At 32.2% G+C, this 22638-nt stretch carries 27 protein-coding genes, 1 tRNA gene and 1 other RNA gene; 19 read left to right on the forward strand and 10 right to left on the reverse strand.

The window, feature by feature from the left end; genetic code table 11:
- The first annotated feature begins 9 nt into the window (after window positions 1-9).
- The 3 genes from EU91_RS02015 (at window position 10) to ftsZ (ending at window position 2431) form a co-directional block, all read left to right on the forward strand.
- Window positions 10-420: a hypothetical protein gene (locus EU91_RS02015; protein ID WP_032524895.1), complete on the forward strand. Its 411-nt coding sequence runs from the start codon at window positions 10-12 to the stop codon at window positions 418-420.
- Complete coding sequence (locus tag EU91_RS02010; RefSeq protein WP_032524896.1) at window positions 417-1136, forward strand: cell division protein FtsQ/DivIB; 720 nt, start codon at window positions 417-419, stop codon at window positions 1134-1136. Before EU91_RS02015 ends, EU91_RS02010 begins: the two co-directional genes overlap by 4 nt.
- Before the next feature lie 179 nt (window positions 1137-1315).
- On the forward strand, window positions 1316-2431 hold the full coding sequence (gene ftsZ / locus EU91_RS02005) for a cell division protein FtsZ (protein ID WP_032524897.1): 1116 nt from the start codon (window positions 1316-1318) through the stop codon (window positions 2429-2431).
- 12 nt (window positions 2432-2443) lie between these two features.
- On the opposite strand, the gene ffs is transcribed toward ftsZ, so the two are convergent.
- An RNA gene (gene ffs / locus EU91_RS09070) (signal recognition particle sRNA small type) lies at window positions 2444-2540 on the reverse strand.
- 47 nt (window positions 2541-2587) lie between these two features.
- Between ffs and panB the strand changes: the two genes are divergently transcribed.
- Window positions 2588-3361 (forward strand): 3-methyl-2-oxobutanoate hydroxymethyltransferase, encoded by a 774-nt coding sequence (gene panB, locus EU91_RS02000; protein WP_032524898.1) that lies wholly within the window; start codon window positions 2588-2590, stop codon window positions 3359-3361.
- On the opposite strand, the gene hemW is transcribed toward panB, so the two are convergent.
- On the reverse strand, window positions 3354-4577 hold the full coding sequence (gene hemW / locus EU91_RS01995; RefSeq protein ID WP_032524899.1) for a radical SAM family heme chaperone HemW: 1224 nt from the start codon (window positions 4575-4577) through the stop codon (window positions 3354-3356). The genes panB and hemW overlap by 8 nt on opposite strands.
- 95 nt (window positions 4578-4672) lie before the next feature.
- On the opposite strand from hemW, the gene EU91_RS01990 reads away from it, so the two are divergent.
- The 7 genes from EU91_RS01990 (at window position 4673) to EU91_RS01960 (ending at window position 9743) form a co-directional block, all read left to right on the forward strand.
- A complete protein-coding gene (locus tag EU91_RS01990; protein WP_032524900.1) occupies window positions 4673-5782 on the forward strand; it encodes a PIN/TRAM domain-containing protein in 1110 nt (369 codons plus the stop codon).
- 40 nt (window positions 5783-5822) lie between these two features.
- The gene (locus tag EU91_RS01985) at window positions 5823-6485 is read left to right on the forward strand and encodes an ATP-dependent Clp protease proteolytic subunit (RefSeq protein WP_032524901.1); all 663 of its coding nucleotides are present in this window, start codon (window positions 5823-5825) and stop codon (window positions 6483-6485) included.
- A gap of 26 nt (window positions 6486-6511) precedes the next feature.
- Window positions 6512-7117: an ATP-dependent Clp protease proteolytic subunit gene (locus EU91_RS01980; protein WP_032524902.1), complete on the forward strand. Its 606-nt coding sequence runs from the start codon at window positions 6512-6514 to the stop codon at window positions 7115-7117.
- A gap of 117 nt (window positions 7118-7234) precedes the next feature.
- On the forward strand, window positions 7235-8224 hold the full coding sequence (ilvC, locus tag EU91_RS01975) for a ketol-acid reductoisomerase (protein WP_032524903.1): 990 nt from the start codon (window positions 7235-7237) through the stop codon (window positions 8222-8224).
- A complete protein-coding gene (cbiB, locus tag EU91_RS01970) occupies window positions 8212-9240 on the forward strand; it encodes an adenosylcobinamide-phosphate synthase CbiB (protein ID WP_032524904.1) in 1029 nt (342 codons plus the stop codon). Before ilvC ends, cbiB begins: the two co-directional genes overlap by 13 nt.
- Before the next feature lie 42 nt (window positions 9241-9282).
- Entirely contained in the window at window positions 9283-9528 is a 246-nt protein-coding gene (locus tag EU91_RS01965; protein ID WP_032524905.1) for a chlorophyll a/b-binding protein, read from the forward strand.
- 2 nt (window positions 9529-9530) lie between these two features.
- A complete protein-coding gene (locus tag EU91_RS01960) occupies window positions 9531-9743 on the forward strand; it encodes a hypothetical protein (protein WP_032524906.1) in 213 nt (70 codons plus the stop codon).
- Here the strand turns inward: EU91_RS01960 and EU91_RS01955 are convergent.
- From EU91_RS01955 to EU91_RS01940, 4 genes are all read right to left on the reverse strand, one after another.
- Window positions 9738-9995, reverse strand: coding sequence for a hypothetical protein (locus EU91_RS01955; protein WP_032524907.1), 258 nt, complete (start codon window positions 9993-9995; stop codon window positions 9738-9740). The genes EU91_RS01960 and EU91_RS01955 overlap by 6 nt on opposite strands.
- A gap of 60 nt (window positions 9996-10055) precedes the next feature.
- Window positions 10056-10298 (reverse strand): hypothetical protein, encoded by a 243-nt coding sequence (locus tag EU91_RS01950; protein WP_032524908.1) that lies wholly within the window; start codon window positions 10296-10298, stop codon window positions 10056-10058.
- Between the two features lie 55 nt (window positions 10299-10353).
- A complete protein-coding gene (locus EU91_RS01945; protein WP_032524909.1) occupies window positions 10354-10665 on the reverse strand; it encodes a hypothetical protein in 312 nt (103 codons plus the stop codon).
- Window positions 10666-10799: 134 nt separating this feature from the next.
- Window positions 10800-11075: an HU family DNA-binding protein gene (locus EU91_RS01940; RefSeq protein WP_011132955.1), complete on the reverse strand. Its 276-nt coding sequence runs from the start codon at window positions 11073-11075 to the stop codon at window positions 10800-10802.
- A 625-nt stretch (window positions 11076-11700) separates the two neighbouring features.
- On the opposite strand from EU91_RS01940, the gene EU91_RS01935 reads away from it, so the two are divergent.
- A complete protein-coding gene (locus tag EU91_RS01935; RefSeq protein WP_032524910.1) occupies window positions 11701-13734 on the forward strand; it encodes a glycogen debranching protein in 2034 nt (677 codons plus the stop codon).
- A 1-nt stretch (window position 13735) separates the two neighbouring features.
- Here the strand turns inward: EU91_RS01935 and EU91_RS01930 are convergent.
- Window positions 13736-13806, reverse strand: a tRNA-Gly gene (locus EU91_RS01930).
- Between the two features lie 109 nt (window positions 13807-13915).
- Between EU91_RS01930 and EU91_RS01925 the strand changes: the two genes are divergently transcribed.
- From EU91_RS01925 to plsY, 5 genes are read left to right on the forward strand one after another with little or no spacing between them, the layout of a single operon-like run.
- The gene (locus tag EU91_RS01925) at window positions 13916-15262 is read left to right on the forward strand and encodes an MFS transporter (RefSeq protein ID WP_032524911.1); all 1347 of its coding nucleotides are present in this window, start codon (window positions 13916-13918) and stop codon (window positions 15260-15262) included.
- 9 nt (window positions 15263-15271) lie between these two features.
- Window positions 15272-16027 (forward strand): MlaE family ABC transporter permease, encoded by a 756-nt coding sequence (locus EU91_RS01920; RefSeq protein ID WP_032524912.1) that lies wholly within the window; start codon window positions 15272-15274, stop codon window positions 16025-16027.
- 4 nt (window positions 16028-16031) lie between these two features.
- Window positions 16032-16436: a DUF3119 family protein gene (locus EU91_RS01915; RefSeq protein ID WP_032525244.1), complete on the forward strand. Its 405-nt coding sequence runs from the start codon at window positions 16032-16034 to the stop codon at window positions 16434-16436.
- Window positions 16437-16471: 35 nt separating this feature from the next.
- Window positions 16472-17482, forward strand: a complete 1011-nt coding sequence (locus tag EU91_RS01910; protein WP_032524913.1) for a DUF3086 domain-containing protein — start codon at window positions 16472-16474, stop codon at window positions 17480-17482.
- A gap of 5 nt (window positions 17483-17487) precedes the next feature.
- A complete protein-coding gene (gene plsY / locus EU91_RS01905) occupies window positions 17488-18078 on the forward strand; it encodes a glycerol-3-phosphate 1-O-acyltransferase PlsY (protein WP_032524914.1) in 591 nt (196 codons plus the stop codon).
- Here plsY and pyrF read toward each other — a convergent pair.
- From pyrF to EU91_RS01890, 3 genes are read right to left on the reverse strand one after another with little or no spacing between them, the layout of a single operon-like run.
- Window positions 18065-18793: an orotidine-5'-phosphate decarboxylase gene (gene pyrF / locus EU91_RS01900; protein ID WP_032524915.1), complete on the reverse strand. Its 729-nt coding sequence runs from the start codon at window positions 18791-18793 to the stop codon at window positions 18065-18067. The two genes, plsY and pyrF, sit on opposite strands and share 14 nt — an antisense overlap.
- Before the next feature lie 6 nt (window positions 18794-18799).
- Window positions 18800-20038, reverse strand: coding sequence for a tyrosine--tRNA ligase (tyrS, locus tag EU91_RS01895; RefSeq protein ID WP_032524916.1), 1239 nt, complete (start codon window positions 20036-20038; stop codon window positions 18800-18802).
- 19 nt (window positions 20039-20057) lie between these two features.
- Entirely contained in the window at window positions 20058-20381 is a 324-nt protein-coding gene (locus tag EU91_RS01890; protein ID WP_032525245.1) for a DUF1825 family protein, read from the reverse strand.
- Between the two features lie 151 nt (window positions 20382-20532).
- On the opposite strand from EU91_RS01890, the gene EU91_RS01885 reads away from it, so the two are divergent.
- Together EU91_RS01885 and EU91_RS01880 are read left to right on the forward strand one after the other, a co-directional pair.
- On the forward strand, window positions 20533-21138 hold the full coding sequence (locus EU91_RS01885; protein ID WP_032524917.1) for a hypothetical protein: 606 nt from the start codon (window positions 20533-20535) through the stop codon (window positions 21136-21138).
- Window positions 21139-21162: 24 nt separating this feature from the next.
- A complete protein-coding gene (locus EU91_RS01880; RefSeq protein WP_032524918.1) occupies window positions 21163-22635 on the forward strand; it encodes a leucyl aminopeptidase in 1473 nt (490 codons plus the stop codon).
- The last annotated feature ends 3 nt before the right edge of the window (window positions 22636-22638 follow it).

Consider the following 22638-nt stretch of genomic DNA (forward strand, 5'->3'; position numbering starts at 1 on the left):
TTAAATCAAATGTTGCATGGACTACTTTGGTTACCATTGCTTTTTATCTTTATATTACTAACTGCTCTAGGTTGGTTAGAAAGAAGAAGGCAAAATCTTTTTAGGAGCTGGGCAAATGGTTCTGAACTTTGTAAGTTAGATAGTTCAGGTGCAGCGTCCTTAAAAGATGGAGAATTAAAGTGGAGCGCATTTGAAGCTGGTACATTTGAAGAAAAAGATAGTTTCACAATCAAGAGATTAGAATTAGTTGAATTAATGGCTCTTACCTCAGGAGAAGCTCCCCTTACAAATGAATCTCAAGGAAAGTGCAGGTTGAGATTAGTTGGTGATGGGAAAGAAATGGATGTGCCATTTTCAGATGCAGACCAGGCTAGAGAATGGATGGAGCAATTGATGGAAAAAGCTCGATGTGATTTGTGAAAAACGAGAAAATAATTAACAAAAGAAGCTTTTTACTACTAATTTTATTTTCAACAAGCTTGTTAACACTAAAAACATTTAAAAAGGTAAATAATCAGGACATTAGAATTTATGGAAGCGAATTATTCTCACAAAATGATTTGGTAAAAAATTCATCCTTAAAATTTCCAATCCGATTAATTCTTATTGAAACTAAGCTTTTAGAAAATGAGTTAAAACAAAATTTATCACTCAAGAATGTTTCGGTAAATAGAGAATTATTTCCTTTTGGTTTGAAAGTCAAAATTAAAACTAGGACTCCAATAGCTTACGGCGAAAAAATATTAAATAACGAAAAAATTTTAGGCTTTATTGATAAAGATGGGATTTTTATTGATAGAAAAAATGCAGACGAAAAAAATTTAAACAAATTAAACCTTCAAGTTTTTGGATGGAAAGAAAAATTTAAAAAGACAATATCTGAAATTTTAATAGCCCAAGACAATTATAAATTAAATATAGTTAAGATAACTTTCTCTCCAAATGGATTTTTATCTATTGAGGAAAAAGATTTAAAAACAATATTGTTAGGATTTAATCCGAATTTAATCAACCATCAATTACAAATTATCAATAACCTTAAAAATGAATTTGTGAAAAATACCTTTTCTAAAAAAATAGATAATATTGATCTTACTGATCCAAATAAACCAAAAATAAAAGTGTTCAAACCCTAATATTTGAGATGAGATTTCAAATATTTTTTTTTAATTAATGTAGTGTTGATAAGGGTTTAGCATTTAAAACAAAATTTTTATTAAGTAAATATTTTAAGGATTTTCCTCAACAAATTCCTACAGATGAGCTTTGTAAGTTCATAATGCACCCAATACTAGTATTAGATCCTTATTAAGAGATGAGCTTCGGTAACAATCCAAACTTTGATCAATCAACAAACATCCTTCCAAGTCAGAATGCCAAAATTGAAGTAATTGGCGTTGGCGGTGGTGGAAGTAATGCTGTAAACAGAATGATTGATAGTGAACTTGAAGGAGTTTCATTCAGAGTTCTTAATACTGATGCCCAAGCATTACTGCAGTCCTCTGCAGAGCGCAGGGTTCAATTAGGTCAGAACTTAACGAGAGGTCTTGGAGCGGGAGGTAATCCAAGTATCGGTCAAAAGGCAGCAGAAGAATCTAGAGATGAACTTCAACAGTCACTTGAAGGCTCTGACTTAGTTTTTATAGCAGCAGGAATGGGTGGAGGTACCGGCACAGGAGCAGCTCCAGTAGTTGCTGAAGTGGCAAAGCAAAGCGGTGCATTAACAATTGGGATAGTAACTAAACCTTTTTCTTTCGAAGGCAAAAGGAGAATGCGTCAAGCAGAAGAAGGAATTGCGAGATTGGCTGAAAACGTTGATACCCTTATTGTCATACCAAATGATAGGTTAAAAGAAGTTTCTGCAGGTGCTTCTATCCAAGAAGCTTTTATGAATGCGGATGATGTATTAAGAATGGGAGTGCAAGGTATAAGTGAAGTAATTACCCGCCCTGGTGAGGTTAATCTTGATTTTGCTGATGTGAGATCAGTTATGACTGAAGCTGGCACTGCCCTTCTTGGCGTAGGTATTGGATCTGGTCGATCTAGAGCTATAGAGGCTGCTCAAGCTGCAATTAATAGCCCATTACTTGAAGCGGGAAGAATTGATGGTGCTAAAGGTTGCCTTGTAAATATAACTGGAGGAAGAGATTTAACTCTAGATGATGTGAACTCAGTTGGAGAGGTTATTAGCGATGTTGTAGATCAGGATGCAAATATTATCGTTGGTCAAGCGGTTAATGAAGATATGGAGGGTGAGATACAAGTTACAGTCATCGCAACAGGTTTTGATACAAACCAGCCATTGAAGCAACAAAGAATTAAAAACAGATTATCTAATCAATCTTTTTATGGTGTTTCTGACAATAAAGATACAGGAGCAAATATTCCAGAATTTTTAAGGTTAAGGCAAAATAAAAAAGATATAGATTAAAAGGTAAAATAGAGTGACTCGGTTATCTCGCCTGCCTCAAGCATCCCTTGTGGCTGCTACCTTCCGGTCCTGACCAGGTTTAGGCGTTAAAACCGCGAAAGGCCGAGTCATTGATATTTTAGCAATTCTTGATTAAAAAAGATACATAAAATTCTTATGTTACCTTCAGAACTCGTTAAATATAAAGAAAAATCTCAAAAAATTATTGCATTAACAGCTTGGGACTCCATCTCAGGATCTATTGCAGAACAAGCTAATGTAGATCTTGTCTTAGTCGGAGATTCCTTAGCAATGGTTTGTTTGGGATACAAATCCACATTACCACTAACTTTAGAAAACATTATTTATCACACTAATGCTGTTTCAAGAGGGTTTAAAAAGAGTATTGAAGAACAACCTTTAGTTGTTGCCGACATGCCTTTTCTGACTTATCAATGTGGAGAAGATAAAGCTGTGGAGTATGCAGGGAGAATAATTCAAAGCACTTATGCGAAAGCCGTAAAGGTAGAAGGGGCCGAACCAGAAATACAAAAAGTTATTTCTAGATTAATAAGAATGGGAATCCCTGTTATGGGTCATATAGGTCTCACACCGCAAAGCTACTTAAATCTAGGATTAAAAAAACAAGGTGAAAGCCTAGAAAGCCAAGAAAAAATAAAGAAAGAAGCCTCTATTCTTGAGAAATTAGGGTGCTTTTCAATAGTTCTTGAACATATTCCTGAGTTGCTTGCAAAAGAAATACAAAAAAACTTAACAATTCCCACAATAGGCATCGGAGCAGGTAATGATTGCGATGGCCAAGTAAGAGTTACTGCAGATTTATTAGGCCTTAATGATGATCAACCACCATTTTGCCAACCGATTATTCAAGGGAAGAATTTGTTCAAGGAAAAATTAAAAAAATGGGTAGATTCTGAAAGACTTAATTAATGTCTTCCCACCACTTAAACATGGAAATAAGAATTTGATTGCTTAGCTCCATCCCTTTAGGCTCAGTTAAAAAAAATCTATTCCCCTTTCTCACTAAAAGTCCGCATTCAAAAAATCTTTCCCATTCTTCAAGCAATTTATTTAAATTACTCTCACATTTTTTGTTTTCCCAGTTTTGTTCTTTAAATACCTCATATATATCTATACCCTCTTTAAGTCTCAAGCCCAACATTATTTTCTCATCAAGTTCTTTATAAACAAAATCTTTATTAATGAGGGATGAATCTAAATTTAGTTCATATTGCCTAATTACCCATTCCTTATATTCCCTACTAACTCTTGGTCTAGTAAGCTTTTCCCCCCAAGGTGAACTAGTGGAACCTTGACCAAAACCCCACCAGCCTAAGCCACTCCAATAAACTCTATTATGTCTCGATTGATGCCTAGGAAGACAATAATTTGAGATTTCATATCTTGAGTACCCTGAATTTTTTAAAATTAAATGAGTTGATTTGCTATTTCTAAAAGCATCTTCATCACTTGGAACTTTTAATTTTCCTGAATTAACTAATTTTTCAAAAACAGTCCCATTTTCTATATTTAAATCGTAAATGGAAATATGAGGTGGTAAAAACGTCATTGCTTTGTTTAAGTCATCTTGCCATTCTTTAAATCCACTAAGCGGCAAATTTTGAATTAAATCTAAGCTCCAACTTTTTATAAGCCCATTATCAAATGCTTGCTTCAACCATGAACAAGATTTTTCAGCATCTTCTCGCAAATGCCTCCTGCCAGAATTTTGAAGTATCTCATTATTAAAACTTTGAACTCCAAGACTAAATCTATTTATCCCAGAATTTATGAATCCATAAAGATCATCTTGATTAAAACTAGCTGGATCAACCTCCATAGTGATTTCAGCACCATAGTCAACTCCATAATTTTCTTTAAAAAGATCAATTATCCCTTTAATTTGTTGGGGGTCCAAGATTGATGGTGTACCGCCGCCAATATAAATTGTCGAAAGAGGTGCTTTATGCTTAATTGACAATATTTCTTTATATAAATAGCGCAAATATTCTTTAACGGTTTTACTGCCATAACCTTGTAAAGTTTCAACTTTGTTTCCTAGTGGAATAATTGCAAAATCACAATAAAAGCACCTTCTATGGCAAAAAGGGATATGCACATAAGCACTTCTTGGAAACTTATTCATAATCTAGATACATTTTTAAGCTCCAAAAAGTATTAAGGATCGCAAAAAATAAAATCCTTATTTACTCAATTAATAAATCCTAGTAGATTATAGATATGACAGATATCTTAGTATTAATTTTATTTATATTGTCTGGGGCTGCTTCAGGATGGCTTGGGGTTGATTTATTGCCTGTAGACATCCTGAAACAGGTATCTAATGTAGAAGGATTTAGAATTGTTTTAGCCATAATAGGTCTTTTTATAGGATTAGCAGCTGGTTTTGTATTTCTTCAACTTAGAAAGACTTTTCTTGATCAAATAAGAACAATGCCTACGGATTTATTAATAAGTAGGTCAGTTGGATTAATTTTAGGATTACTTGTTGCGAATCTCTTACTTGCTCCAATATTATTAATCCCTTTCCCTAGAGAAGTTTTTTTTGCAAAACCTTTAGCAGCTATATTAAGCAACATTTTCTTTGGTGTACTTGGGTATAAGTTGGCTGATACCCACGGAAGGACACTATTGAGATTATTCAATCCTAATAATACTGATGCATATCTAGTCAATGAAGGAATACTCCCCGCTGCAAGTCCCAAAATTTTAGATACCAGTGTAATTATTGATGGCAGAATTAATGGTCTATTAAGTTGCGGCTTGTTGGAAGGGCAATTAATTGTTGCTCAAAGTGTAATTGATGAATTACAAACTTTAGCTGACTCAAGCAGTAATGAAAAAAGATCGAAAGGTCGAAGAGGTCTCAAATTATTAAAAGAATTAAGAGATTTATACGGGCGAAGACTTGTAATAAACCCAACAAAGTATGAAGGTAATGGTGTAGATGAAAAACTCTTGAAAATTACTGAAGATATGACAGGAACTTTAATTACGGCTGATTATAATCTCTCTCAGATTGCTGAAGTTAAAGAATTAAAAGTTATGAATTTGAGTGATTTGGTTATTGCTTTAAGGCCAGAAGTACAGCCAGGAGAATCACTTAATATAAAAATCGTAAGAGAAGGCAAAGAAAAAATGCAAGGTATTGGATATTTAGATGACGGAACAATGGTTGTTATTGATGAAGCAAAGAATTTTGTGGGTAGCAGATTAGATATTGTCATCACAGGAGCATTACAAACTCCAACGGGAAGAATGGTATTTGGAAAACTGATAAATAATCCTGAGTCAAACAAATCTTATAAATCACCAGCGACACAGGGCTAAATCTAGCTAGAATCAAATCAACTTTAATTTTGTGATACAAATGACTGTATCTGCTCCTTATTACGGCGAAAACACCGTTATGAGGACCCCGCCCCCTGATCTACCCTCTCTTCTCCTAAAAGAGAGAATAGTTTATCTTGGTTTACCATTATTTTCAGATGATGATGCAAAACGACAACTAGGGATGGATGTCACTGAGCTAATCATTGCTCAACTTCTCTATCTAGAATTTGAGGACCCAGACAAACCCATCTATTTTTATATAAACTCAACAGGAACAAGTTGGTACACTGGTGATGCAGTTGGTTTCGAAACTGAAGCTTTTGCTATCTGCGACACTATAAGTTATATTAAGCCTCCAGTTCATACAATCTGTATTGGACAAGCCATGGGAACTGCAGCAGTTATCCTTTCATCAGGTACGAAAGGGCAAAGAGCTGCTCTCCCGCATGCCTCTATTGTTTTACATCAACCTATAAGCGGAGCAAGAGGTCAAGCAACCGATATACAAATAAGAGCTGAAGAAGTTTTGAAAAATAAAAAATCAATGCTCGAGATTCTATCTCGTAATACAGGTAAAACTATCGAGGAACTCTCTAAAGACTCAGACAGAATGAGTTATCTTAACCCCCAAGAGGCCTTAGATTATGGAGTTATCGATAGAATACTTATAAATCAAAAAGATTTACCAAATAAAATTTAACTCTCACAAACAATTACTTTAAAATCATGCCAATAGGAACTCCAAGCGTGCCTTACAGACTTCCTGGAAGTCAATACGAAAGATGGGTTGATATTTATACAAGACTAGGCGTTGAAAGAATTCTTTTTCTTGGTCAAGAAGTGAATGATGGTATTGCTAATAGCCTTGTTGCACAAATGCTTTATCTAGATTCTGATGATAATTCCAAACCTATTTATCTATACATAAATAGCCCAGGAGGATCAGTAACTGCTGGACTGGCTATATACGACACCATCAAATACGTAAAAAGTGATGTGGTAACGATTTGTGTAGGCCTCGCAGCCTCAATGGGTGCGTTCCTATTGGCCGCAGGCACAAAAGGTAAAAGAGTCGCCTTGCCTCATAGCAGAATAATGATTCATCAACCCCTAGGAGGGACATCTCAACGCCAAGCAAGTGATATTGAAATAGAAGCTAAAGAAATTTTAAGAATTAAAGATATGTTAAATATGTCTATGGCTGATATGACAGGCCAATCATTTGAGAAAATTGAAAAGGATACTGATAGAGATTATTTTCTAAGTGCTGAAGAGGCAAAAAACTATGGCCTAATTGATAGAGTAATCACACATCCAAGCGAAGCAAGTTAGTCTTTGAATTTGATAAATAAATATTTTAATTTTCATTTTTAAATTAATAATTTTTTGGTTTATTTACACATTTAATGCCTAAAATATTAATTATCAAATGTAAAGAAACTACAACTAATGACTCAACTCTTTTACGACGCCGATGCAGATCTAAGTCTTTTAAAAAATAAAACAATAGCAATTATTGGATATGGTTCACAAGGTCATGCACATGCCCTAAACCTTAAAGATAGTGGTCTGGATGTAATTGTCGGATTATATAAAGGAAGCAAGTCCGAAAGCAAAGCAATTAGCGATGGTCTACAAGTATTTAGTGTTTCTGAAGCTTGCGAAAAAGCAGACTGGATTATGATTCTCTTACCAGATGAGTTTCAGAAGGATGTTTACCTTAAAGAAATAGAACCAAACTTAAAAGAGGGAAAGATATTAAGTTTTGCGCATGGTTTTAATATTAGATTCGAACTTATCAAACCTCCCAGTTTTGTAGATGTTGTAATGATTGCTCCGAAAGGACCTGGACATACTGTTCGTTGGGAATATCAAAATGGTCAAGGAGTTCCTGCATTGTTCGCAGTTGAGCAAGATTCTTCTGGAAGTGCAAGATCATTGGCTATGGCTTACGCTAAAGGTATCGGAGGAACGCGAGCTGGGATACTTGAAACAAATTTCAAAGAAGAAACAGAAACTGATTTATTTGGTGAACAAGCGGTTTTATGCGGAGGACTATCAGAACTTGTTAAATCAGGATTCGAAACTCTTGTAGAGGCAGGATATCAACCAGAACTTGCATACTTCGAATGTTTACATGAAGTTAAACTAATTGTTGATCTTATGGTGAAGGGTGGCTTATCTCAAATGAGAGATTCGATTTCCAATACTGCAGAATATGGAGATTATGTAAGCGGCAAAAGACTTATCAATAGTGATACAAAAAAAGAAATGCAGAAAATTCTTAAAGATATTCAAGATGGAACTTTCGCTAAGAATTTTGTGGAAGAATGCGATAAAAATAAACCCTTAATGACAAAATTAAGAGAAGAGAACTCAAAACATGAAATTGAGAAAGTAGGAAAAGGGCTACGCTCGATGTTCAGTTGGCTGAAATAAGTTTATTTTTAATATTTCTTGGATCAATTGGTTTTGATTTATTGATCGGCGATCCAAGATTTTTTATCCATCCTGTTCAAGTAATAGGCTTTTACATAAAAAAAATATCTGATTACTTCATAAATAATTTTGGAGAGAATAAAAATATATTGTTTTGGGGAGGTTTCATCGTAGCTATATCGACTATTGGCATGAGTTTTGGTTTAGGAAAATTGATAGAACTCAGTTATATGCAATCAAGAAATCATTTTATTGGTGGATTATTAATTTTTTTTGGACTTTCAAGTTGTATTGCCACTAAGGGACTTATTTCAAGTGTGAAAGAGATTGCAGAGCTAATAGAACGCAAGGAAATTAATAACCAAAATAAAAGAATAATCACAGAAAAGGTACAGAGAATAGTAAGTAGGGATGTAAGGGAATCTTCAATAGCTCATCTTTTAAGATCAAGTGCCGAAAGCCTTACCGAAAATTCTGTTGATGGAATATTTGGGCCATTATTTTGGATTTTTATTGGAATTATTTTTATGAAGTTTTCAATTTTTCTACCAGGACCTTTATCACTTGGTTTTTCTTATAAAGCCATAAGTACTTTAGATTCAATGATAGGTTACAAATATGATTATTTTAGATATTTGGGTTTTTTCAGTGCAAAAATCGAAGATATTTTTACATTTATTCCTTCAAGATTAGTTTTAATCACGTTACCTTTTATTAGCTCCAAAGTTAATGATTATAGATCAATCATAAAAAAAAGTTATCTTGATGGTAAAAAATATGATTCGCCTAATGCTGGGCTTTCAGAAGCTATATTTGCCTATATTTCCGATATTAAATTGGGAGGTAAAAGTAAATATAAAAATGGAATTATTGAAAAGCCAATAATTAATGAGACTGGAGAAAATTGCACTGAAGAAAAAATCAAATTAATTTGTCAATTAATTTTGAGATTACAATTTTTATGGATAATAATTTTTGTCTTAATTTTTTTTATAATCTCGAGTTTAATTGAATAATAAATTAGTTTTAAAATTACTAGAATAAAAGATAAAGATTCTATGCAAGAAAACGGCTCTCCAATAGAAAATCAAAATGATGATTTTACTAATACATCACCAACTGATAATGAATACTCAAAATGGGTAGACAATCAGGGAGATGAGGTAAAGAATGTTTTTGGATTTAATAGCAGTGCTGAACTTGTAAATGGTAGAGCTGCAATGATCGGATTCTTAATGCTTATATTAACCGAGTTGGTTTTTAGTGGCAGGCCTGTAACTTCCTCAATTTTTGGTATCAATTAAAAATGGAAGAAAGAAAATCTAATCCATTCAAAGCAATCCTATACATATGTTTATGGGTAATAATTTGGGGAACATTAGGTTCCTTGATTGATTATCCTCTTTATAAAAATAAAATTTACTTAGAAGGAAGCATATATCAATATCTTACTTTCACAGTTACAGCGATTATTTCTATTATATCTGCAAAGTTTTTTTATAAGAAAATTGATTTATAAAAACTTGTACCTAAATTTCTTAATAATTTTTGCTGGTTCTTTACTTTCATTGGACTCGTAAAGTATCCACTGATGTGTCTCAGTATCATGATCACAACCATAATTTCCAGAGGGGTTATCGTAACTTGAAAGATATGAATGACAATTTTGGTCTGCCTCAAAAGCAGAGTCATAACCTGTTAGAAAATATATCAAAAATAGAACAGTTATTAACAAAAAAAATACTTGAGAAACTAAATTAACTACCTTCATGAGATATTCTAAAATTTAAATATATCATCTAATAAAATTTTTCGATTCTAAAAAATATAGCTAACGACCAACATTAAATACAAATTCGTGGAATGCTTGATTCTTTAAATACAGGATGACTAGCAACACTAAAATCATATTTAAGCCTATTACTATTGATCCAAAAATATTTATTTGTTTTTTACCTGGCAAAGTGTAAGTAAATTTCTTGCCTTTAAGAAAACCAGCTAAGCCTTTTTTTTCTTTTATTTGAGTATTTTGAGTATTTTTCTTAACTTCATTATCAGAAAAACCTTTTACCATTACAAATTAAATAACAAAATTTATAATATTCCAAAAAAATTAATTATTTTAATAATTAACAATTTTTAATCACATATGGGATCATTAATGAAATTCTCTCATTTGAGAAATTATTAAAAAAATAAGCTTCAATAATTTCCGTTTGCAACCCCAATAAACTTGATTGACATTTGAATCTATTTTGGTCAAATACTACTAATTGAAGTTTTTCTATTTCAGAAACTAATTCTTTACATAATTGGTTTCGAGAATCTTTAAAACAATCACTAGATTGTTTTAAAATCTTAGACTTTGTTGGTATTGTTTCAGCAATCACAAAATTAGATAACAACAAAAATTTCAGGAATAAAATAGTTAAAAATTTCATTACTTCTTAAGATTTAAAAATTTTGTATGCCTTGTTAAGAGTGTTGGTCATTTAGCTAATTGCATTTTATTCCGATAAAAAAAGATGCCCTAAAAGAGCACCTTATTATTAAAGGAAGAAAAAGATTTAAAAGATTAACCTTGAACTCTATCCTTAAAAAGTTTACCTGCAGAGAATGTTGGAACTCTTTTAGCGGGTATTGCTATTTTTTCGCCTGTCTTAGGGTTTAATCCCTGTCTTGCAGAACGATCTCTTGGTTCAAAAGAACCAAATCCTAGTATAGAGACTTTTTTGCCTTCCACTACTGAATCAACAATAGTTTCAATAGCTGCATCAACAACTAAAGAAACATCAGTTTTTGTGAGCTCTGTACGAGCTGCAACAAGATTTACTAAATCAGCTTTGTTCATTGAAATTTAAATTAAAGCTAAGGGTTAAAAAAAACGATTGAAATCAGTTTTAAACCTTGAACTTTCACATCATATGGAGCAAATACAAATACGGCAACCGAAAATGCCGGCGGCGCAAAGCTTTATACAAATTTTAAGGACATTTTTAGCAATATTATTTATTTTTTATAGCCGTGCTTTTTTATTTATAAAAAATAGCCTCTTCATTTGAAGAACAGCAAAAAGCATTGGTGTCACTGGATTTAGTACTAAAAATCTAACTACATTTAGTAAAGGGGCACAATGTCAAGAGGGGGTAAATTTAAGAATTTGAGCTATTTATTATGATTTATTAATTTTCAGATATATTTCCTTCTCATCACATGAAAAAACACAATTTGTATTTTGAAATCAAGAAAAATCTAGTTTTCTCATTATTAAACTTTCTCTATAAATCGTTTTATGCACTCAGCAGATGGACGAAAAAATTGTAATTAATTAGAAAATCAATACTCTCCAAGCTCTAATAAAGTTGATTAGTGAAGCCTTAAATTTGAGTTTTTTTTTTAATTTTGCATCTATTATTCAAATAACAGTAATTTAAATAAATTATCTCAATATTTAACTAATCAATGATAGAGAGAAAGTGATTCATCTCAACAAAGGTAAACCATTTCCTTTAGGTAGTTCTCTAACTTCACAAGGGGTTAATTTTTCCTTAATAGCCACAAATGCAGAATATGTAGAAATCTTATTGTTTGAGAAAGAGGACTCTATTTCCCCAAAAAGCATATTCAAATTAGATCAGACTCATAATAAAGGTCCTTACTGGCATGCGGAAATAAAAAATCTAGATGAAGGTTGTATTTATGCTTTTAGAGTGAAACAAAAAAATAATGAAATTAATAATAACTATGAAAAAAAAGTATTACTTGATCCATGTTCAAGAGGTATTACCGGATGGGAGAGTTATAAAAGAGAAAATGCATTAAAAAAGCAAGAAAACACTAATTCTTGTCTTAAAAGCGTTGTTTGCGATAGAAAATTATTTAATTTTAAGGATTATCCAAGACCGAAACATGCTTGGGAAGAAACAATAATTTATGAACTTCATATCAAATCCTTCACTGAATCAATTGACAAAAATGAAAGTTGTTTCAAGAAATTTTTAAAAAAAATTCCGTACCTCAAAGAACTAGGTATCACAACAATTGAATTACTTCCAATTTTTTGTTTTGATCCAACTGATGCACCAAATGGTTTAGAGAATTTTTGGGGTTATAGTCCAATCAATTGGTTTACCCCTCATTTTGAATATCTTTCGAATGAATCCGCAGAAAAGAATAGAGAAGAATTTAGAAGATTAGTCGAGGAATGTCATAAAGCAAATATTGAAGTCATCTTAGATGTTGTATACAATCACACTTCAGAGGGGGATTCTCAAGGACCTGCAATATCTTGGAAAGGTATAGATGAAAATCTTTATTACTTTATAGGAGAAGATAAAAATTATCAGGACGTCTCTGGTTGCGGTAATACTATTGCAGCAAATAGAGGATTAGTGAGAAAACTAATAATTGAATCATTAAAATGTTGGGCGAGTGAATTCGGCGTAGATGGTTTTAGATTTGATTTAGGAATTGCCCTCTCAAGAGGAGAAAATCTTTCGCCACTAGAAAATCCTCCACTTTTTGAAGATATAGAATGTGAACCAGAACTTATCGATATCAAATTAATAAGTGAACCATGGGATTGCGGTGGTTTATATAAATTAAGTGATTTCCCATCTAAGAATACTTTTACTTGGAATGGTCATTTTAGAGATGACTTGCGTAGATTTTGGAAGGGGGATAAAGATACCGCATGGAATATGAGCGATAAAATAAAAGGTAGTCCGTCGATTTATAAAGAGGATAATATTTTCCCAAAATCAATAAATTTTATAACTTCACATGATGGATTCACCCTGAAAGATTTAGTAACTTTTAACAGAAAACATAATTTTGCAAATAGGGAACAAAATAGAGATGGTGATAACCATAACAATTCTTGGAATCATGGTACAGAGGGACCAACTACTAACTTATTAATCAATGATTTAAGAAAAAGACAACAAAAAAATCTTATTCTTAGTTTACTTATCTCTAAAGGTGTTCCAATGATACTTATGGGTGATGAGTTAGGAAGGTCGCAAGGCGGTAACAATAATTCTTGGTGCCAAAATAATTTATTGGGCTGGATGAATTGGGAACCTATTCAACAAGATTTGGAATTATTAGAATATTTTAAATATGTTATTAAAATTCGGAAAAAACTAATAAATATTTTTAATCCATCATTCTCCCCTAACAATCAAACCAATAAAAATATTCCAATATATCATTGGCATGGAACAAAATTAGATAGCCCAGATTGGAGTAGTTGGTCTCACACAGTTGCCTTTAGCATTAACAAAGGCAATACTAATCCCTTGGTTTGGATAGGTTTAAATGCATATTCAAAAAATATCGATTTCGCTTTGCCGAAATGTAAATATAATTGGTTAAAAGTTATTGATACTAGCATGCCTGAGATTTTTGAGCCCTTAATTATTAATGAAAAATCTGTTTCTATAAACAGTAGAAGCTCTTTATTAATAATTTCAGAACAAGTATTTGGGGCAAAAAATAATATATCCTAAAAGCGGGCGGCGGGAATCGAACCCGCATCTTCAGCTTGGAAGGCTGAGGTTTTACCACTAAACCACGCCCGCATTAAGTAATAGAATTACTGTTGCAATAATACATTATCAAACAATCAACAAAGTAAAAAGATTGGAAAATTCACACTCGAAAAATATTACTAGCTCAACAACGAGATTAATGTTCTCTTATGGGCTTGGAGATGCAGGCACAGGTTTAGTCGCGACGCAATTTGGGTTTTTTCTATTCAAATTTTTTATTTCTGCTGGTTTACCAGTAATTATTGCAGGTTCATTATTAATGCTAATAAAAATATGGGATGCAATAAATGATCCTTTAATTGGATGGTTAAGTGATCGTACCCAATCAAGATGGGGGCCTAGGATCCCTTGGATGGTAGCCGCATCTGTTCCTCTTGGTTTCTCTTTAGCCGCAATATGGTGGACACCCTCTGGTTCAGTTCTAACCAAGACTATCTACTATGCCATAATATCTATAGTCGTGATGACTGCTTATACAAGTATCAATCTTCCTTTTGCAGCTCTATCTACTGAAATTTCTGAAAAAACAGCCGTAAGAACAAGGCTAAACGCATCTAGATTTACTGGCTCAATAATTGCAGGACTAACTGGTTTAATAATTGCAGGAGTTGTATTAGGTTCTGAAGGATCAGCAAATAATGAATATTTTTTAATGGGTAAAATAAGTGGATGTATTGCAGTTGCTGCAACATTAATTTCCTGTTGGGGATTGGCTCCATTCGCAAAAAAAGCAAGAAGGCCTTCAGGAAAAGTTGAAGCTATAACGCTTCAATTTAAAAGGATCTTCAGAAATAAAAAATTTATAAAAGTTATTACGCTTTATATTCTTCTCTGGTGCGCCTTACAATTAATGCAAACAGTAGCGTTAATTTATGTAGAAGATGTACTGAATGTACCAACATATATTGCGAAGTGGATTCCAATACCTTTCCAAATTAGCGCTCTAATGGGTCTTCAAATATGGACCAGAGTATCAAATAAATTTAATAGGATTTCAGCTTTAAATTATGGAGCTATTATGTGGATTATTTCATGTACGGCAGCTTTATTTTTACCTTCATTATCAAAAATTTCAGGAGTTGGGGATAGTTTATTCTTAAATGCCGGTAACATATTTCTTTTCATTCTTTTAATTTTCATAATCTGTCTTATCGGCATTGGTGCTTCAACCGCTTTTCTTATCCCTTGGTCACTACTACCTGATGCAATAGACGAAGATCCAGAGAAACCAGCAGGATTATATACTGCTTGGATGGTACTTATTCAGAAGATTGGTATCGCATTTAGTGTTCAATTATTAGGATTTTTGTTGTATTTATCTGGTTATCAATCATGCTTTATTGATAAAGATAGTTTAAATATTATTGAACAATGCTATTCCGCACAATTAACTATTAGATTATGTATTGGGTTTATACCCTCACTATTGGTAATAATTGGTCTTTTAATAATGAGAAAATGGGATCAAAAATTAATTACAAACTAATATAAAGATATGTATTACCCTAATTTTTTTAAAAGACTTCTAAGCAGCTTAATCATTGGCGGGCAAGCAATTAATTTTATTTTTAGAGGTAAAATTTCCAAAAATGATCTTTTTGACCAACTCATGGAGTCAGGTCCTGGAAGTTTATTAATTGTATTAATTACAGGGATTGCCGCAGGAACAGTTTTTAATATTCAAGTTGCATCTCAACTTACAAGTATGGGGGTTTCAAGTGAAATTGGAGGTTTATTAGCAGTAGGCATGGCAAGAGAAATGGCTCCTCTGCTAACTGCCACTTTAATGACTGGGAAAGTTGCTACTGCATATGCTGCTCAACTGGGCACCATGAAAGTTACAGAACAAATTGAGGCAATAACCATGTTAAGGACCGAACCAGTCCAGTATTTGGTAGTCCCAAGATTACTATCTATGGTAATAATGTCTCCAATACAGTGTCTTTTGTTTTTATCTGTAGCTTTATGGAGTGGACAAATTTGGAGCACAATTTTTTATAAAGTGCCTCCAATAGTTTTCTGGACATCTGTAAGATCAGGTAATGTGAGTTTAACCACTACAGACTTAACTTCAATGTTAATAAAATCTGTAGTATTTGGATTAATAATTTCTATTATTGCTTGTGGATATGGACTCACCACTAAAGGTGGTCCAAAAGAAGTTGGAACAAGTACAACAGGAGCGGTTGTAATGACTCTCGTTACTGTATCTTTAATGGATGTATTATTAACACAAATTTTATTTGGATAATTCTATGTTTAACACTAAATTAAAAAAAGAAGAGCCCGTAGTTATATCTCCATCATTTCAATTACCAATAATTCTAATAGTTTTAAGTTTTATGCTTTTATTTTTGAATATTGGTTCTATTCCAACAATAGTTTTTGCTTCTTTTAGCTTTTTTTTATTACTTCAGTCATTTACCTTAAGAATAAAAATAACAAATGAAGATTTTATCGTTTTACAATTAGGGAAAGAGATTAGAACTTTTCCATTCAAGAACTGGATATCATGGAAATTCTTTTTCCCTGTAATTCCAGGAATTTTTTATTTTAGAGAAAAGTCCAGTCCTCATTTATTACCAATACTATTTAATCCAAAGCAATTAAAAGATGAGCTCATAAAAAAAGTTGACTCCCTTGAAATTAAAAATTCCTAAAATTCAGTATTTGCTTAATCATCAAAATTATTTAAATGGACAATAAAGAAATTTCTAACAATAATCCTAAGAAGGAATTAATCATAGGAAAGTCAATTTCAGATGAAAAAACCAAACAACTTAGTAAGAAAAACACAACACAAAATAAAAAAATTGCACCAAAAAACGATAAATCAACTAAATCTTTTGATGAAATTTCTAATGAAATTTTTAGAGATCTCGTTTCAAAAAAAGACTCTTTAGTTAAAGAAATAAAAGAGTTGGAAACAAAAAAAGATGAATTAGAAAAAGATATTGATTCAAATTTCAAAGGACAGTCAGATAATATCGCCAAAAGAGTTAAAGGGTTTCAAGATTACTTAACTGGGGCTTTGCAGAATCTTTCACAAAACGTTGAAAAACTTGAATTAGTATCCCAACCAATAATCGTAAAGCCATCTCCCCTTGATGCAAAAAAGGAAGAAAATAGCACAAACAATGAAGAAAATGTTCCTGCACTTTCTGAAACATTTAAGCCAGATGAGAAGATTATAAAAAACTGTTTTTCAGGATTCACAGAACAACCTGATTTTTATGCTGAACCTTGGAAATTAAGACGCAGTCTTAATTTATCAGATATAGAAGTAATGGATGATTGGTTCTTTAATATGGGTGGGAGAGGTTCCCTTGAGAGTAGAGGATCTCGTCAGAAAAATGCTCTTTTATCTGCGGGTTTAATATCTATTCTTGGAGAATTGTATGGAGATCAGTTTCAGACTCTTATCTTAGCCTCGCAACCTGAACGGTTAGGAGAATGGAGAAGGATTCTTCAAGATTCACTTGGTCTTACAAGAGATGACTTTGGACCTAATAGTGGGATTGTTCTTTTTGAAAGACCTGAAGGTGTCATCGAAAAAGCTGATAGATTAGAAGCTAATGAAGAATTACCATTTATTATCATAGATGCAGCAGAAACATCAGTTGAAATTCCAATACTTCAATTCCCATTGTGGCTTGCATTCGCTGGTTCAGATAATGAAATTTACGATGATCTTGAACTAAACTAATTTGTATGAAAATCTTAATAATTTTTATAAGTTATCTTTTAGGATCACTACCGACAGGTTTTTTAATAGGGAAATATCTCAAAAATATAGATCTAAGAACTATAGGTTCTGGATCCACAGGTGCCACAAATGTCTTAAGAAATGTTGGAAAATGGCCAGCACTTTTTGTATTTATTATTGACGTTGGGAAAGGCCTTATTGCAGTAAAAATTGCTCAATTTTATACTGATCAAGGATTAATAGAAGTTATAGCAGGCATATCGGCTATATCAGGACATATTTGGCCAATATGGCTTAGAGGTAAAGGAGGAAAAGCTGTTGCGACCGGATTAGGTATGTTTCTAGCTCTTTCTTGGAAAGTTGGATTAGCATCTCTTGGCATTTTTTTAATAGTCCTAACAAAAACTAAATTTGTTTCTTTATCCAGTATTTCAGCCGCAATTTTACTTCCTATTTTTATGTTTTTTTACCTCGGTAATTTTATGCACTCATACTTTTTTATAAGTTTAATTGTGTCATTATTAGTAATCTGGAAACATAGATCAAACATAACAAGATTACTCAAGGGAGAAGAATCCAAAATTAACCAGAATTAATAGATTTAAATATTTCTATTAGAGCTTTATTAGGATCTATAGCTTTTGATATTGATCTACCAATGACTAATTTAGAAGCCCCATTATCTATAGCTTCATTGGGAGTCATAATTCTACTTTGATCATCTTTATTCTCAATCTTTAACCTGATACCTGGTGTAATTAGTTCAAAATTATCCTTATAAATAGATCTCAACATTTTTACCTCCCAAGGGGAACAAACACACCCATCTAATCCAGCATCAAAAGACAACTTTGCAAGTCTTAATACATTTTTTTCAATTGAATTATTTCTATCAAGATCATTTTGAAAATCTTCAAGAGAAAAGCTAGTTAAAACAGTTATTCCCACAACTAATGGTGGTTTTACACTAACTGAGTTTGCTCCTTCTAAAGATGCTTTTTTCGAATGCTTAAGAGCTTTTAGACCTGCTGATCCATGAATAGAAATTATATCAACCCCTAATTGTGAAACTTGAAAACATGATGCACTCATAGTATTTGGAATATCATGAAATTTTAAGTCTAAAAAGATTTTTTTATTTAAACTTTTAAATATTTCAATAACTCTTGGACCTTCCCTAACAAAAAGCTCTAAACCAACTTTCACCCACTTAATATTGGGACATTTTTCTAGAAGTAATTTTGCTTGACTTACATCTAGTCCATCAATTGCCAATATTATTTTATCTTCTGAATTAAATCTGTTATTCATCAATTTTCAGTTTTCAAACCTCTTAATTATTTTTTTCCCAATTTGCAAAATTTTCCCTTCCAAATCATTTTTTGAATCAAAAACTAAATCAGGATTTATTACTTTCTGACTATCAATTTTTACACCCCCTCCTTTAATAGATCTTTTAGATTCACTGCTAGATTTGAAAAGTTTCAGAGCACTTAGCAAGTAAAAAAACTTAACTGGAAAAACAATTTCCTTTAATGAAATCTCTGGAATTTCTCCAACTTTTTCTTTGTATCCAAGGAATAATTTTTCGCAATTTGATTGCGCCTCTAATGCTTCTTTAGTCCCATGAAATAAAGTAGTAACTTCTAAAGCCATCCTTCTTTGTAATTCACGAGGATTTAAGTTTTCAAGAAAACTTAAATCTAATTCAGTAAGCAATTCAAAGTAAGTAGGTATTATATTATCAGGTACTTTTTCTAATTTTGAATACATTGAAAGAGGATCCTCAGTCAAACCCACGGTGTTAAATTCAGATTTACTCATCTTCTTAAATCCATCTAAACCTGTCAAAATTGGCAACAAAACACCAAATTGAGGTTCTTGTTTAAAATATCTTTGAAGATCTCTTCCTATTGCAATATTAAATTTCTGATCTGTACCTCCAAGCTCAATATCTGATCTAACAACTACCGAATCGTATCCTTGTAAGAGTGGATATAAGAATTCATGCAGAGCAATTGGAATTTGCGATGTGTACCTTTTATTAAATTCCTCCTTAGCTAGCATTTGACTAACTGTTGAACTACCCATTAATTCAATTATCGAATTAAGATTTAATCCTTTTAACCATTCGCTGTTATATCTAATTTCTATTCTATCTTTTGAATCAAAATCTAAAATAGATTCATTAGCTGGTTTACCCATTCCTAGTTGGGTTAAGTATGTTTTTGCATTATCCTTGACTTGTTTTTCCGATAGCTGCAATCTTGTTTTGTTTTTTCCAGTTGGGTCTCCAATTTGAGCGGTAAAATCCCCAATTATTAAAACTGCAATATGTCCATTATCTTGGAATGCCCTAAGTTTTTTAAATAATATGCTGTGCCCAAGATGAATATCTGTTCCAGTTGGATCGATTCCAAGTTTTACCCTTAATTTTTTATTATTTCTTTTCGCATGATCAAATATCTCTGAAAAAGTTTGATCTGTTCCCTTAATTGGGAAATATTCTTCTATTCCTCTTGACAGCCATGATGGCAATATTAAATTATCTGACATAAAGCTTTAACCTTTAAATTTAAGAAGTTTTATCAAGTTCATCCTTCATTCTTATTAAGGTTTTATTCATCTGATCGAACATTTGATCAGGAGTTATCCCAAATTGACTTAACTGTGTCTTTAATTGTTCAACTGTCATTTTTGCTTGAAAATCTTCAGATAACTCAAATCTCTTCATAAAAACCTTATAACGATCCATAAGAGATTCCATTTTTTTTATAAACATTTTTTTACCTTCTCTGTCAAATTTTCCATAATCAGAACCAAGTTTCATAAGTTCTTGGTAATCTGAAAAAAGCTTTTTAGCTTCTTCTTGAACGATGTCTGACTCAAAAAATCCCATTTCTATTTTTTTACTTCGCAAGAATAAGACTTAATTACAAGATAACAAGAATCTTTTAAATTGATTAGAACATTAATAAATTTTAGTTTATAAATAATTCTTTGATTTATAGTTTTTCAGAATTAAATTTAGTAGACATGTTTCATAAATATTGGAAAAATTCAACGAAAATAATATTTCAAACCAAAATAGGCAATTTGAATTATTTGGTTCAAATGTAAATACATCAATTAATTTTCAACACTCAAATAATCTTAAAATCAAAGGAGAAATCCTATCTGAATGGAGAAATAGAATCCATAATCACCAATTCAAAATTTCAAAAGATACTCATAATTTGCACCAAACTAGTCTTCCTGTAAATACAATTTCTAATGAAAGAAAAATTGATCCGTTTTCCCTGCAGCCATTATCTTTGAACTTTTGGAGAACCAATCAATATATACATAATGGTCCAGCAATGTATTTCGTAATTGACTCGATGGAGAGTTCAAAAATAATTCTCTATATAGGAGAAACAAATTCAGCAAATAAAAGATGGAAGGGAGAACATGACTGTAAAAATTACCTAATGAACTATAAAGAGACCCTAGCTCATAACAACATCTCAAGTCACCAAGATATTCGTTTCTTCTTTGATGTACCTAAAGAAGCAAAATTAAGACGTAAATTAGAACAGCAACTGATATATTTATGGTTACCACCTTTTAATAAAGAAACTCGAGATAGGTGGGCAACTACTTTCACAAACAACTAAAAGTTAATTAAATCAATTTTACAAATGCAATTTTCCACATTCCAAAAAAATCTAGATAACTGGCAAGGTACTTCATTAATTTTTGGAGTTTTAGAGGAAGAAATTGCAAACCAACTTGAGAACATAAAATTTGTTGTTGACACAAAATTATTACAAAAAAAAGTTACTCAAAAAAAATTCAAAGGAGAAAAAGGCCAAACTTTAAGCTTTGAATTTTTAGATCAAAAATTAGAAACTTTAATCATATTTGGTCTTGGCAAATCAAAAGATCTAAATAAAATTGATATTGAAAACTCCATAGGAAATCTAATTAGGGAAAATGTTTCTAAAAATGAAAAAATCAGTATATTGCTACCTTGGGAATTATTAAATTCACAACTAGAAATAAATCAATTAGCACAGTCAGCTAGATTATCTGCTTATAAGGACAATAGATTTAATAAGAAAAAAGATGAAAAGAAAATTCTCAAAGAAATTGAGTTTTTGAATTTAAAAAAATTTGAGAATATTAGCTTTGAAGAGACAAGAAAAATATGTGAAGGTGTAGAACTCGCCAGAAGACTTGTAGCCGCCCCCCCAAATAGTCTTACTCCCCTGGAAATGTCAATACAAGCTTCTCAAATAGCTAAAGATCATGGATTAGAAGTAAAAATTTTAGAGGCAAAAGAATGTGAAGATTTAGGAATGGGTGCATATTTAGCTGTAGCAAAAGGTTCTGATCTAGATCCTAAATTTATACATCTTACTTTGAAGTCAGAGGGGCCTATAAAAGAAAAGATTGCACTTGTTGGGAAGGGTTTAACCTTTGATTCTGGAGGATACAACCTCAAAGTAGGAGCCTCTCAAATTGAAATGATGAAATATGATATGGGCGGAAGCGCTGCAGTTTTAGGAGCAGCAAAGGCACTTGGAGCATTAAAACCAAAGGGGCTAGAAATACATTTTATTGTGGCAGCTTGCGAAAACATGATAAATGGATCTGCAGTACATCCTGGAGATGTAGTTAAGGCATCTAATGGTAAGACAATTGAAATAAATAATACTGATGCAGAGGGTAGACTCACATTAGCTGATGCTTTAACTTACGCATCCAATTTAAAACCAGATTCAATAATAGATCTCGCCACTTTAACAGGAGCTATTGTTGTTGCATTAGGGAATGATGTAGCTGGATTCTGGAGCAATAATGATGATCTAGCAAATGATCTAAAGGCTGCATCAGCCCAGACTGGAGAAAAATTATGGCAAATGCCTTTACAAAAATCTTATAAAGAAGGGTTAAAATCTCATATAGCTGATATGAAAAATACAGGTCCTAGAGCAGGTGGGTCAATAACTGCTGCTTTGTTTTTAGAAGAGTTCTTTAATAAAGAGATTAAATGGGCTCATATTGATATTGCTGGGACTTGTTGGACTGATAAGAATAAGGGGATTAATCCATCAGGTGCAACCGGTTTTGGAGTTAAAACTCTTGTTCAATGGATTAAAAATAAGTAACTA

The sequence above is a fragment of the Prochlorococcus marinus str. GP2 genome, from assembly GCF_000759885.1.
GTDB lineage: Bacteria > Cyanobacteriota > Cyanobacteriia > PCC-6307 > Cyanobiaceae > Prochlorococcus_A > Prochlorococcus_A marinus_J.